This is a genomic window from Pararhizobium capsulatum DSM 1112 (assembly GCF_030814475.1).
Taxonomy (GTDB): Bacteria; Pseudomonadota; Alphaproteobacteria; order Rhizobiales; family Rhizobiaceae; genus Pararhizobium; species Pararhizobium capsulatum.
The window spans coordinates 19,933-32,959 of record NZ_JAUSVF010000007.1 but is presented as its reverse complement, the minus strand read 5'-3'; the positions used below and the strand labels follow the sequence as shown (position 1 = coordinate 32,959).

The 13,027-nt window shown below is 57.3% G+C and carries 12 protein-coding genes and 2 pseudogenes; 11 read left to right on the top strand and 3 right to left on the bottom strand.

Translation table 11 applies throughout. From position 1 onward, the window contains the following. Positions 1–129 precede the first annotated feature (129 nt). The gene (aspT, locus tag QO002_RS30435; protein ID WP_307237405.1) at positions 130–1,821 is read right to left on the bottom strand and encodes an aspartate-alanine antiporter; all 1,692 of its coding nucleotides are present in this window, start codon (positions 1,819–1,821) and stop codon (positions 130–132) included. 905 nt (positions 1,822–2,726) lie between these two features. On the opposite strand from aspT (QO002_RS30435), the gene QO002_RS30430 reads away from it, so the two are divergent. Both QO002_RS30430 and aspT (QO002_RS30425) read left to right on the top strand, forming a co-directional pair. Next, the gene (locus QO002_RS30430; protein ID WP_307233816.1) at positions 2,727–4,334 is read left to right on the top strand and encodes a bifunctional aspartate transaminase/aspartate 4-decarboxylase; all 1,608 of its coding nucleotides are present in this window, start codon (positions 2,727–2,729) and stop codon (positions 4,332–4,334) included. 176 nt (positions 4,335–4,510) lie between these two features. Further along, positions 4,511–6,223, top strand: a complete 1,713-nt coding sequence (gene aspT, locus QO002_RS30425; protein ID WP_307237402.1) for an aspartate-alanine antiporter — start codon at positions 4,511–4,513, stop codon at positions 6,221–6,223. Here aspT (QO002_RS30425) and QO002_RS30420 read toward each other — a convergent pair. Beyond that, positions 6,224–6,540: pseudogene (locus tag QO002_RS30420) on the bottom strand (fasciclin domain-containing protein); the annotation flags it as partial. A gap of 553 nt (positions 6,541–7,093) precedes the next feature. Between QO002_RS30420 and QO002_RS30415 the strand changes: the two are divergent. The 3 genes from QO002_RS30415 to QO002_RS30405 all read left to right on the top strand — a co-directional run bounded on the left by QO002_RS30415 (position 7,094) and on the right by QO002_RS30405 (position 9,638). Then, a complete protein-coding gene (locus QO002_RS30415) occupies positions 7,094–7,276 on the top strand; it encodes a hypothetical protein (protein WP_307237399.1) in 183 nt (60 codons plus the stop codon). Positions 7,277–8,878: 1,602 nt separating this feature from the next. Beyond that, entirely contained in the window at positions 8,879–9,211 is a 333-nt protein-coding gene (locus tag QO002_RS30410) for a hypothetical protein (protein ID WP_307237396.1), read from the top strand. 220 nt (positions 9,212–9,431) lie between these two features. Beyond that, entirely contained in the window at positions 9,432–9,638 is a 207-nt protein-coding gene (locus tag QO002_RS30405) for a hypothetical protein (protein WP_307237393.1), read from the top strand. Between the two features lie 263 nt (positions 9,639–9,901). On the opposite strand, the pseudogene QO002_RS30400 reads toward QO002_RS30405, so the two are convergent. Next, positions 9,902–10,177: pseudogene (locus tag QO002_RS30400) on the bottom strand (hypothetical protein); the annotation flags it as partial. A 452-nt stretch (positions 10,178–10,629) separates the two neighbouring features. On the opposite strand from QO002_RS30400, the gene QO002_RS30395 reads away from it, so the two are divergent. From QO002_RS30395 to QO002_RS30370, 6 genes are all read left to right on the top strand, one after another. Next, on the top strand, positions 10,630–10,857 hold the full coding sequence (locus QO002_RS30395; RefSeq protein ID WP_307237390.1) for a hypothetical protein: 228 nt from the start codon (positions 10,630–10,632) through the stop codon (positions 10,855–10,857). Positions 10,858–11,256: 399 nt separating this feature from the next. Further along, positions 11,257–11,592 carry a hypothetical protein gene (locus QO002_RS30390; protein WP_307237387.1) on the top strand — a complete coding sequence of 112 codons (336 nt, stop codon included), beginning with the start codon at positions 11,257–11,259 and terminating at the stop codon, positions 11,590–11,592. Next, the gene (locus QO002_RS30385; RefSeq protein WP_307237385.1) at positions 11,567–11,860 is read left to right on the top strand and encodes a hypothetical protein; all 294 of its coding nucleotides are present in this window, start codon (positions 11,567–11,569) and stop codon (positions 11,858–11,860) included. Before QO002_RS30390 ends, QO002_RS30385 begins: the two co-directional genes overlap by 26 nt. Before the next feature lie 69 nt (positions 11,861–11,929). Next, positions 11,930–12,238 (top strand): hypothetical protein, encoded by a 309-nt coding sequence (locus QO002_RS30380; RefSeq protein ID WP_307237382.1) that lies wholly within the window; start codon positions 11,930–11,932, stop codon positions 12,236–12,238. A gap of 2 nt (positions 12,239–12,240) precedes the next feature. Next, entirely contained in the window at positions 12,241–12,495 is a 255-nt protein-coding gene (locus QO002_RS30375) for a hypothetical protein (RefSeq protein WP_307237379.1), read from the top strand. Next, the gene (locus QO002_RS30370; protein ID WP_307237376.1) at positions 12,492–12,977 is read left to right on the top strand and encodes a hypothetical protein; all 486 of its coding nucleotides are present in this window, start codon (positions 12,492–12,494) and stop codon (positions 12,975–12,977) included. The genes QO002_RS30375 and QO002_RS30370 overlap by 4 nt, the downstream gene beginning before the upstream one ends. Positions 12,978–13,027: the final 50 nt, after the last annotated feature.

Sequence of the window (13,027 nt, the reverse complement as noted above, 5' to 3'; positions counted from 1 at the left end):
CTGTGTGGTTTGATCTGCTCCTCACGCCGAAGAGCATCGGCGTGAGGCGTTCCTGATCTTCGCGTCCAAGCAAGGCGTGTTCGCACGAAACTGCCGCGCATGTTCGCGCAACAGGCATTGAGAATGCCGCTATGCCAACAACAGCACCAGCACCATGCCCCAAATGGTCAGGAGCGTATTTCCCACGGCGTAGGTCACAGTGTAGCCAAGCCCCGGTATCTGGCTCTTGGCGCGGTCGTTGATCATGCCGAGCGAGGCTGTGGTCGTTCGTGCACCGGAGCAGCATCCCAGAAGGATGGCAGGGTGGAAGCGGAAGACATATTTGCCGACATACATGGCCAGCACCAGCGGCACGGTCGTCACCGCGATTCCCCAGAGGAACAGGCTGATGCCGAGCTGCTGGAGCCCCGCGACGAAGCCCGGTCCGGACGAGATGCCGACGACGGCGATGAATACGTTGAGGCCCACCGAATTCATGAACCAGACGGTCGGTGACGGAATGCGGCCGAAGGTCGGGCGAACGGATCGCAGCCAGCCAAAGAAGAGCCCGGAAATCAGCGCGCCGCCGGATGTCGAAAGTGTCAGGGGGACACTTCCGATCTTGAACGTCAGGGCGCCGACGAGCGCGCCGATGGTGATGGCCGCGCCGATGAAGGCGACATCCGCAACGTCAGTCTGCTGGTCCGGGCGGCCCAATGCCTTCGTGGCAGCAGCTGTATCCTGCGTTCTGCCGACGATCGTCAGGATATCGCCGCGATGCACTTTCGTATTTGGCAGGATCGGGATCTCGGTCGCCGTCGCGCCCCGAACGATCTTGCGCAGGAAGACCCCGCGTGCAGACGGCATCGTGGCAAGTTCAGCGAGTGTCTTGCCATCCGTCGCCTTGTCGGTGACGAACACATCGACGCCCTCGGTCGGAACTGCAAGAAGCTCGCGGTCGTCCACTTCCTCGGCAACCGGGCCGATCAGGCTGACCAGCACCTCGCGGCGCCCGGCCACGGCAACGACGTCGCCGGCTGCAAAGACGGTGTCGACGGTTGCATCCGTGATCTGGCCGCCTCGACGGACGCGCTCGATGAACACACGTTCGTTGGGCACGAGTTTTTCAGCCTCGAGGGCCGTTTTGCCAATGATCTGGCCACCTTCCTTGATGCGATAGGCGCGTAGTTCGTAGTTGTGCCAAGCCGTGCCGGCACCCCCAAGGACTTTCTTGCCGCCGTACTCTTCCTCGTAGCGCTTGCACTCCGCCTCAAGGTCGATACCGAGGAGCGCCGGACCGAAAAGCGCCAGGACGATGGCGGAACCCACGGTGCCGAAAATATAGGTAACGGCATAGGCGACCGGCATGGCATCCAGCATCGCCTTGCTCTGTTCCGGTGGAAGGCCCAGCCTGTTGATCGCATCCGTGGCAAGGCCCATGGAGGCAGAGATCGTCTGCGAGCCCGCATAGAGTCCAACCGCCGAGCCGATGTCATAGCCGGCGATGAGCGCTCCCAAATAGGCCGCCCCAAGGCAGAAGAAGCAGACCACAACCGCGAACAGGGCCTGCGGGATGCCGTCCTTGGCGATGCCCCGCACGAATTGCGGCCCGACGCCATAACCGATCGCAAAGAGGAACATCAGGAAGAAGGTCGGCTTCAGGGGCGGGGAAATCGTGATGCCCAGCTGGCCGATGAGAACGGCGGCGATCAGGGTTGCCGTGACTGCGCCCAGGCCAAGCCCCTTGTAGGTGAACGACCCGAAATAGTAACCAAGTCCGAGGGACAGGAAGATCGCAATTTCGGGATAGGTGCGAAGTGTGTTTACGAACCAGTCGATCATAGCAGGAGGCCCTTGAGCATGTGAATAAAAGGTGACGAACGCAGTTAGAAGTATGCACGAAAATGGTTTTACTGAGCGCCGGATTATGTCGGAAATGTTACGCATCAGTCGAGTAAGTCGTTGGAAACATACACCCTTGCGCGTCCGTTGCAAGCTGGTAATATGAGCTTGTCGGGCGTTGACTTTATTCTTTTGAAGTAAAACATACCTCGATTGGGAGGGCGTCGAAAAAATCTGCACGTACTATTACGATTTCGATAGACGGGAGGTCGAAATGATTGGTAATAGCAGGAGGATAGATCGATAATAAATGCTGCTGTGCAGTATGTTTATTGATTTATACTTATATACGGCCATGAAGATATTCAGAGACGCGAATTCGTTCGGGGAGGGATTTCCGCGGGTGTCGGCTGCGATCATCGGCTCCGACCGCCGGACAGATACTGTTCGCAGATACTGTTCTTTGAGTCGATCTGTTGTACGTTGTTACAACCCTGTCTGAGCCGACAAGCCTCGCAAATACGCAGATGGCCCGGCGCGCGAGACCGCCTTCGACCATGTTCGCTTTCCCGTGCAGAGGGCCTTGCGGCGTGACGTTGCCGCTCGGTGAAAACAGGTCCTCTGCGAAGACAGACGCGACATCCTGGCCCGCTCATCAAGGGCCAGGATCCGGCCGCACAGAGCGGACGGGATGACACGACCTCGAAGGGTGGTGCGAAGAGACAGGCTGACGCTGGATTGCGAAGCCGCAGTCGGCGGCGACCGGCCCTATGGGCGGCGATACCGTTTGTCGACACGTGCCTATCGCGGCGAGGGCCGGCCAAGATGTATGCGCCACGGGCGCGATCAGGCGCCGGTTGAATTGGTTTGCCACGGACTGCTGGATTCACAGGAGAACTGAACCAATGACTGAGATCGACTATAAGAAATTCGAGCATATGAGCCCGTTCGAGATCAAGGACGGCCTGATGAAGCTCGCCAAGCGCAGCTCGGAAAAATCTACCCTTGCGCTCCTCAATGCCGGCCGCGGCAATCCGAACTGGATTGCGACGGCGCCGCGTGAAGCCTTTTTCCTGTTCGGGATGTTCGCCCTGTCCGAATCCCGTCGCTCGATGGATAATCCCGTGGCGGGACTGGCTGGAATGCCGCAGAAGAACGGCATTGCCGCCCGGCTGGAGGCGTGGCTTGCCAAGCGTGCGGAAGATCCGGGGGCCGACTTCCTGACGAGAATGGTCGATCACGGCGTCAAGATGTTCGGCTTTAATGCCGATGCTTTCGTCTTCGAGCTGACGGATTCGATCATCGGCGATAACTATCCGGTTCCCGATCGCATGCTGGTGCATGCCGAGCAGGTGGCGCACCGCTATCTGATGTGGGCGATGGGCGCCGATACGGCCCTTTCCGGAAAGTTCGACCTTTATGCCGTCGAGGGCGGCACGGCAGCGATGTGCTATATCTTCAAGTCGCTGATGGCCAATCGCATCCTGAAGAAGGGCGACACCATCGCAATGGGCACGCCGATCTTCACACCCTATATCGAGATCGCCGAACTCGAGGACTATGCCTTCGAGGCGGTCCATATCAGGGCGACGCAGGAGCACCGCTTCCAGTATTCCGACGAGGAGATCGCCAAGCTCGAAGACCCGAAGATCAAGGCCTTCTTCGTCGTCAATCCTGGCAACCCGACTTCGATGGCCATCGATGCGGCAACGCTGAAGAAGCTGGTCAACCTGGTCAAGACCAAGCGCCCTGACCTCATTCTGTTGACCGACGATGTGTATGGTACGTTCGTTCCCGGTTTCCGCTCGCTGATGTGCGAACTGCCCTACAACACCATCGGCGTCTATTCCTATTCGAAATACTTCGGCTGCACCGGCTGGCGCCTCGGCGTCATCGGTATCCACGAGAACAATATTCTCGACGATCTGCTGGCCAAGCTTCCGGCCAAGGAACTGGAGGCGCTCGACAAGCGCTATATCTCGATCACGCTGGAGCCGCGCAAGCTCAAGATGATCGACCGCATCGTGGCCGACAGCCGCGACGTCGCCCTTAACCACACGGCCGGCCTATCCTTGCCGCAGCAGGTCATGATGACGATGTTCTCGATCAGCGAGCTGATGGACACCGAAAAGGTCTACCAGAAAGCCTGCATGGAGATTTGCCACAACCGGGTCAACACGCTGCTCGAGGGCCTGCCTCTCGATCTGCAGCCGAATGCGAATTTCGCCGCCTACTACGGCACAATCGATTTCGAATTCTGGCTGCGGAAATATGTCGGCGAGGAGATGGTGACATGGCTGAAGGCGAACGTGCATCCGCTCGACCTCGTCGCTCGACTTGCAGAAGATCACGCCATCGTGCTTCTGAACGGCGGCGGGTTCGACGCACCTAACTGGAGCGTCCGAGTGTCCTTCGCCAATCTGCCAGACGACGCTTATGACGACATTGGCCGCGCCGTCCGTGCCGTCGGGCGAGGATATGTGGACCGGTTCGAAGCAGCGAAAAAAAGCTGACACAACCGGCCCCGGCCGCCAGGGAACAGTCGCTGACCGACAGGTGAGCGACTGGCGGCCCTGGCTGCAGAATATCTTGCATGAGCCGGTGCCTGCGGGCGCCGGCTCGGTTTGATGCTGATCTGCCAGCGCATCTCATCTTACATATCATTACCTCGCGAAGAATCGCCGTACTCATGGGGAAGATCGAAATGATTGAGTGGCTAGAGCAGTTTTTGGTCCGCTACCCGGAAATCACGCTGTTTCTGGTAATCGCCATCGGGTACTGGATTGGAAGCTTCAAGATCGGGGCTTTCAGTCTAGGGCCAGTGACAGGCGCGCTGTTCGCAGGGCTTTTGATTGGCTGGTTCGCGCCTGTGCCCGTTTCCAGCATGACAAAGTCTTTCCTCTTTCTGCTGTTCCTTTTCGGGATCGGATATTCAGTCGGTCCGCAGTTCATGCAATCGATAACGCGCCGCGATGGGCTGAAGCCGATGCTGCTGGCGGTCGTCGTATGCATTTCTGGCCTTGCCGTTGCGATCCTCGTGGCCAAGATACTGCGCTTGGATCCGGGTTTTTCTGCTGGTCTCCTGTCGGGCGGTCTCACCCACAGTGCGGCCATGGGAACGGCGACCGACGCTATCAATGGACTGGCGTTGTCAGAGGTGGATCGGGGGCGCTTTGTTGCACACGTCGCCGTGGCGGATGCGGTTTGCTACATCTTTGGCTATGCTGGCGTGATCGCTTTTTGTACCACGATAGCCCCGGCGCTTCTGAGGATCAATCTGAGGACGGAAGCCCTCAAACTCGAGGAGGCATTAGGGGTAGTTCGCTCGAAACCAGGCTTGGCATCTGCCTGGCGGAAATTCGAGTTGCGCGCCTATCGATTGGCGAAGAATTCACCTCTGGCTGGATTAACGGTTGCCGCCGCAGAAGAGCGTGTACCTGCTCAGCGACTGTTCATCCACCGGTTGCGTAGGGGAGAAACCATCATCGAAGCAGAGCCCGGCGCGACGCTCCAAGTGGGCGACGTGGTCGCCCTCTCAGGGCGGCGCGAATTCATCGTCGAGCATGTCGGACCCATTGCGGACGAGGTGGAAGATAAGGAGCTCCTCGATGTGCCAATCATGACAGCCGATGTGGTCCTCACCAACAAGAAGCTGGCAGGTATGAGCTTGGGTGATGCTTCGGAGCAGGACTGGGCACGAGGCCTCTACCTACGATGGGTGCGTCGCGGGAGTCAGGAGATCCCGATCGCGGCTGGAGTCGAACTTCAGCGCGGAGACACACTTCGCATCGTCGGCCCTGAGCCCGTCGTAGAGCGAGCCGTGGCGAACATCGGTGCGAATGTGGATCCCCACTCCAGTATCGATTTTGTTGTGCTGGGCCTTGCGATCTTCTTAGGGGGCATCGTTGGCGTTCTCGTGACTTTTCCGGTTGGAAGCGCCAAAATTGCGCTCAGCACCAGCGTTGGCACGCTGCTTGCCGGGCTTGTGGTGGGGTATCTCCGCAGTATTTATCCGCTGTTCGGCCGAGTTCCCCAAGGCTCTATCGACCTTATGACGTCATTGGGGCTGGCGGCGTTTGTAGGGCTCACCGGCATTCACGCGGGGCCGATCTTCTTCTCAGCCTTGAAGGAGGCGGGGATCGGGCTTTTGTTCGGTGGCATGGCGGTAACCCTGCTGCCGCAGGTAATCGGGTTGTTCTTCGGTCGCTACATACTGCGGATGAACCCGATCCTTCTCCTTGGGGCTTTGGCGGGAGGACAAACAGTGACGGCAGCGATGGCCGCCATCCAAGAGCGCTCGGGGAGCCCCGTCGCAGTGCTAGGCTATGCGCCAGCCTACCCGATTGCGAACATCTTCCTTACGACCTGGGGTACGATTATCGTATACGTCATCGGCGGTTAAGATGAGGACTGTTGCCGTTCCATCTGCCTCGTCTGTGAGCGTGATCTTGCCCATGTTTTCCTTGGCCTTCAAAACGCAGCCCCCGACGGTTTTAACGTCATGCTCGCCGCCATCATCCTTGATCATTTTGGCAACGGTGCTGGCCATTGCGTCCGCGGCGACAACATGGCAAGTCAGAATTTTTGCGAGCTTGTCCTTGTTTTAAGAATCGAGCGGCGTCTCGACGGTGCCTTTCGGAAGTGCCTCGAAGGCTTCATTGGTCGGAGCGAACGGTGAACGGCCCCCTTCCCCTGTGTGGAAACGAGGCCTGCAGCTCGCGTATCTTGGTCAGGCTGATCTTAGCAGGCTGAACTGGGCCTCCCCTCCCCAAAGACCGTGCACACGTCGATTTTCTCAGAAGGCGCGAAGGCTATCGGTTTGGCGAAAACAGTCTCAAATGTAAATCTATTGGGAGCGCTTTACGCGTCACAAGGCCGCTCTAACCGCACCACTCGTCATGTAACCATTACGACTGATAATGTTGGCTTATCGTTCGTTTCTTTCCTGATCGAGGAGAGCGGCAATTTCGGCGACCAGAGACCTAAAAACCGCGCCGGCAGCGCTCCCATCCGGCAGCCACATCGGCAGGCGCCACCGCAGAACCTCGCGCCTGATCTGTTGTCACATGCAATTGCATAACAAACCGTCAACGCCCCCTTTGCCCGGCGCGATTGCCATGGACATCAAGCCCCGCTTGGTTTCACAGGCCGTCCTTCCTTCCAGGTCGCATTGCCCTGCATCAGCGGTCTTGCCTTTGGCGACCGCCTGCGCGAACCTTTCACGTCGTGCGATTTTGAGGACTGGCACGGGTCAACCTTGGGAGTGGGTGAAATGGCGTTTCCTGATAGGCCGTTGGCATCGATATCGAAGGAAAAGCTTGGCGACGGATGGCTGGTGAAGACATTGAACGTTGGCGACCAAGTGGAACAAGAGTACTTCTTTAAGAGCGAAGCGGCGGCAGATGCCTACCTATCCAAGCAATATGAACTCGTTCGAACCGAAAACGGGGGTTAGTTTGCCGCGACTTCATGGCGAACGTTACGATGCCGGTGAAAAACGTGGGGCGCCGCCGCTCTTCTGAAACAGGCTCCTGTCGCTATCGCGCGCGAGGCGTTCGTTGCCGCCTGCCTTGACGCTGGACTGCCCGCGCAGGCTGTGCCGCCAACGGTGGAGCGAACCGGACCTTTCCCGCCGCCGCGTATCAGAGCCTAGCCAAGCGCCGTTTGCAGGGTCACTGGCGCTGGTCCTGGCGGATCATGCCAAAACGCCAATAGGGACTGTGGTGCAAGGCGACTAGCCGCCGCGGCGAGCCGAATTCGCCGCCTCAACCTCCCCGCTCGGTCTGCGCTTTTGCCCGGCTCTGGCCGTACTCTTCAGCCTCCCGCTGCGTCGCAAATCCGCGATGCTCTTATTGCCTCACTATGAAAAATCAACGCAACCCATACGCCCTGAGATTTTTTGATCACAATTCTCGGCTCGCTCAAAACAACCCCTCGATGTTCTAGCAATGGATCATTGCTTAGGGTGTATTTCGCGGGTTAGCATGCACCAAATTCGGTAGATTCCATGAACTATGCACGAACATGCGATCGTTGGTGTGTGAACGGGCGAGGAACAGACTTGGACAACGCGCCATCGAGCCGGGGCATCGTATAAACGACGAAAACTCCCGCTGTCAGTTCCTTGGGTGACAGGTAACCTCGCGGTGCGGAGGTAACCTCAAGCCATAACGAGTGCGTACATTCCGAGTAACGACGTTTGGAAGACAACATTTCATAAAGCACGCCCGCTCAGTCGCCGATACTGAGCGGGCTTTTTACGCCGCTATCCCCAGTCGCCATCGAACAGTTCCACAATCCGCACATCCGCCATCTGGACGGATCAGCGATGGAGCACTCGAATTACCCTGCTTCACCACCGGTGCGGAGCTTGGGGGACGCTCGGCGACATGCACGGCACCTCCAATGCAAATGTCGTTGGCGTACGGCTCAATTTCTGAAGGACCCCTACTTCGTCTCCAAATCGTTGGAATGTCACGATGCGTAAGACGAAAATCGTCCAATCCATCAAATGCCGGGGCAATCTAGCCTGACCCAGTCGGTAGGCCAGCGCCCTCAAGCCATGTGCGGGCGTTTCTTTCGGCCGCTTTTTGCGCATCGGTGAAACTAGGTGAGCGCTGGAAATCACCGAGCTTCGTGAGGTCCTCCCACCACAGCCACTGGCCTTCTGGCTCCTGCAACTGAATGATCGTTGCGACCGGATGCCGGCCAAGCATTCCCACCCATCTACGATTGTTTTCGGCTATCCAGTTCAGCGTCGCACGCATAAGGCCACCACAACTATAGATGAAGCAGAAAGAATATTGCACAACTGAAAATATGCCAGCAAAAATTGAATTCACATACTGCGTGCACCATCGGTTAGGTTGCACTACCTCACCAAAAAACGGAGTTCGATGGCTCTATGAACGGGAACAGGTTGGCAGACACATACTTCGGCCCGTAGGCACCCGTTGCCACCGCTTCCTGTCGTGCTTCCGGCCGATGTCGCTGATGCGTGTCTTGACTCCCGCGTGTATAGTGTCACCCTTCTCTCACAAGACGTGGGACGGCAATAATGGCGACGGATTGGTATGCAACACTGAACGAGCAGCATGAGATGCTTAGGAGCAAAGCTGAAGAGGTTGCGATGCTACTTTCAAAGCCTGGCCTCGCCATCATGACCGCTTCGCTCCTTTATGACGACGTCGAGAAGCTGGCTCAGAAATTCGACACCATCGCGGCTCGCCTCGGAGAAGACCTAGACGCTGACGACCCGCTTGTCCAAGCAGCGGAGGGGCTGGGCGACTTCTGGGCGCGGCTTTCCGCAGCGACCGTCAATCGTTTACGCGAAATGCAAGGACTCGCGCCAATTGAAATGCCGAACGGCGACCACGACGAGGGAAAATGATGAAGATGGTCCCGATCGCCTGCTCGTCGAAAACCGTTTTGGCGGGATTTGGTGCCTCGCTTGCAGAATGGCGAACCCCCCATGATTTTCAGCAAATGGTTTTGCAGACCACGGATGTACTGGCTGCCGATCGAAAGAGAAGCTGGGCTTATTATCCGGCCATTTTCTTGCAGCCGCATTACTCTCCACCTTCCGACTGTCCTTCCTTCCAGGAGAAACTATGTCCGATACCAATGCGCCGAAGCAGCTTTACGAACTTGGACCGATCGGCCGTGAGTGCCGTTTTCCGGTCGCAGAACAGCACGAGACGATCGGCGGATTTCTGTTCTGCGCCAAGCCGGTGAAGCTGGGACTGGTTTACTGCAACCACCACCATGACCTCTCAGCGGTAAAGGGTAGGCCCCGTGGTGCACCCCGGCAGAACTGATCATCACCAACACTGAATGCCAACCGGCGACATCTTGGAGGCCTTGATCGGCGCGATGCAGTCGTTGCAACGGCCATGCTATCTCCGGTTTCCGATTGCGCACACGTTTCCCGGCTCAATCCGCTTGAGCAACATCGGCACAAGAGCAGGCCCGCGTTGTCGATAAGGCGAAGGATCGTAAGACTGAAATTTTCACAACAGCCTAAAATAGCGAGAGTACCGGATCTTAGTCGGGCGCCGTCACAGGGGCTACGTTGCGCGGACTAGTTCGCGGCAAAGCAATAGAATAGCCCTTCGCCGCCAGTCCCCTTGAACGCCTCAACTGTGCAGCCGCCCCGCGTCGGGTGTGAAGCATTCCAAGACTTGGCCTCGGCTGAATCGTTCAACCCGGTGCGATCGCTGTGGCCGACAATCGCTGCGCCATCTGCGCCGCCCAGCGTCCAGTTGCCGCAGGTTTCCGCCGCTGCAGTGCCATCTGGTTTCGAACCCGTCAGAATGTCGTGGCGGTTGGGCGTGTCACCTCGACCGTTGATGATTTCCCTGTTCCGTTAGAGCTCAGTCACTCGATTGTGATTGGGCGGTACTTGCCACTTGCAATTGCCTTTTCCAAAGTCGCTTGGGTACCAGACTACACAGGAAACAGACATGACGCTCTGCTGGCCCATACGGGCAAACAACCCGCCGATTTGGAGAGAGGGCTTAACAAAGCTGGCGCAGGCTCCTGGTCGGTTGCCTTTCCGGAAATCGAAATTGGTGACCACGTGCTCGAATGTTGCAGCCGTTACCGACCAGCTGGCAGACACCTACTTCGCCCCAAGGCACCTGTTGCCAATGAACACAAACACTGCGGACACTGCCTGGCCTCGACTGCTACAGTTGCCAAAGCGCGGGAACCGATAACGCAGTCGAACCGAGTGCCGTCTTGTGTGGCGGAAGAACAGCCATCTCTGTAACACTAGAGCGGCGGTATTGTCCGCTAAGGAGCGGAATTTTGGCGGATATCGATGACGAACTCAGGACGCTTCGCAGTGCCTTGCGGGTTCTCGAGGAAAAGAACCGCAGAACCGGTGGTGATGGCTATCCTTTCCAGATCACTCAGGTACGCGACATGATCGCCGAACGGGAACGGTTTCACCAAGATCGAGGACAATTCGGCAATCCACAATCCCCTGGACCAATCAACAAAGAACGGGCATCGGAAGACAAAGAGGTTCGCTAATCCATACAGCCATTCAGGGGCCGTCATCCGGACCCACATAACGACTATCTTGTCGTAGGGCGAAACTGCTGCGCTATGATCATCTCCAGAAGACTTGCAGACCCCGGATGTACTGGCTGCGGATCGACAGGAAAGGCTGGGTTCTACCCGGCCTTTTTGTTTGCCGATTGCTGCCGCAAGCAGCCTATTGGCGAGCATTCGGTCAGTTTCGTCCTGGACACGCACTCGCCGACCGCGGCTATTCGCCACTACGTTGAACAATAGGACGCCTGATGTCTGAGAACAACCGGGCGCTCGGTGAAGTGGTTCTCACAGGGAGGAACTACCGGATCGGGAACAGGCTTGCTTGACACTCGCGGGCATTCTGGCACGTTGCGCGTATAGGGCGTGGGGCGATAGATGATTGCGACTGACTGGCATGCCAAACTGACGGAACAACACGAGATTGTCAGGATCAAAGCCGAAGAGGCGACGATCCTGCTATCGAAGCCCGACCTTCCCCTTCAAACCGCGTCTCAACTTTATCGCGATGTCGAGAGGCTGGCGCAAAGGTTCGATGAGATCGTCAATCTTCTCGCAGAGGACATCGATGCCGACACCCGGCTTTCCGAAGCCGCAGAAGCCCTGGACGATTTATGGGCTTGCCTTTCGGTCGCGACCGTCAATCGCGTTCTTGTCCTGCGAGGGCTTGACCCGTTCGGAATTCGGGATGATCGCGAGGACGGCGATGATTGAGGCAGCCAACGCCAATCGCCCCTTCCAAGGCAACGCTCTCGCAGCGGTGTTACGCGATCTGGCCCAAATCAACGCGATCGCGCTCAGCCTTAAATACGACCTCGCTCCGCTGTCGGAGAACGACAAGGCATTGGGCATGCAACCGCTTGCCCCAACGCAAATCTCCAGTGAACTTGAACACATAGCTGCAATTGTTACCCGGATTGTCCTGGAACATTTGAAGGCTGAGTCCAACGAGTGGTACGAGGCAAACGACCAGATCGAATAACATCAGGCCGCCTGGAGGTTGAGGCGCACGGCCTTCAATCGTTTGAGTTAGAGGGAGCGTCAGATTGGCATGATCCAAATCACCGACATCATTGCTGAGCTTTTAAGAGCCGCGAACGAGGTCGAGACGCTGGGCGCGACGCAAATAAGCCGATTGCTGGATCGGTCGATCGATACGATACGAGACATGCGCCAGCAAATCGGCGTCGAGCAGAACCGCCTAAGCCGTGACGTCGTCATCTACCTTCAGACTGCGTCGGCCAGAGCAAGGGGACTACCGCCCGATCAGGCGAAAGACGCCTTGCTCGATGCAGCCGACACGATCCGCACGCTCAAGATGGTGTTGGACGCAAAGTATAATCGCATCAAGGAGCCCTGACGATGCAGCATGACCCTGCCGTGCTTTCCGCCGGAGCCGTTGCACTTTCGACCTCGGCGACCGTTGCCGCTCTAATGGCCCATCTTCGACGAATAGGCGCCGTCAGTAAGCAGGCTGAACGTGAAATCTATGAGGATGCGTTACTGATGCTTGAAGAGGGCCAGGCTGACGATGCGAGCGGAGTATTCCTCGCCGCCAGAGACCTTATAGAACAGCAATTGGCGATCGATAAGGTTTCGAAGGGCGAAGGAGGGTGAACATCGTAGTCGCCAGGCAGGTCGCCTCCGGCCGTGACAAAAACGACACGGGCACGCAAGAAATGATTCTAGCGTATGGAAGCATTGCGGAGCCTGTGCTTCAATATCTCGATATTGGAGAGATTTTCAAAGAGGCAAAGGCATGTACGAGTATCTATCGCCTTGACCAAAAAATTACGTTCCTGGCAGCAGATATTCTTCTGTCTCAGAACATAGACTTCAAGCACCCAAGTTTCTTCTCCCGTTTTTTCGATCTCGAAGCCGAGATGAACAAACTTTCAGAGCCAGAGATCAGCAGGCGGTTTGCTATGGTGCAGTCGCAGTTGGAAAGTGCTGACATTGATCGGCTGCTCCACAATTTCGCGACCAGCTTGGAACACCACCAGATCGCCAAAAGGCTGTCGTCGTTGAAAGCTGCATTGGCGGCGCTTCAACCATCCTCCCCAGAACGAACGTTCCTTCGTCGAATTTTGGGTTTTTAGGGCATAGGCGGGATTGGCGCGCACGCAGAACCCCGCGCCTATCGCGTCCT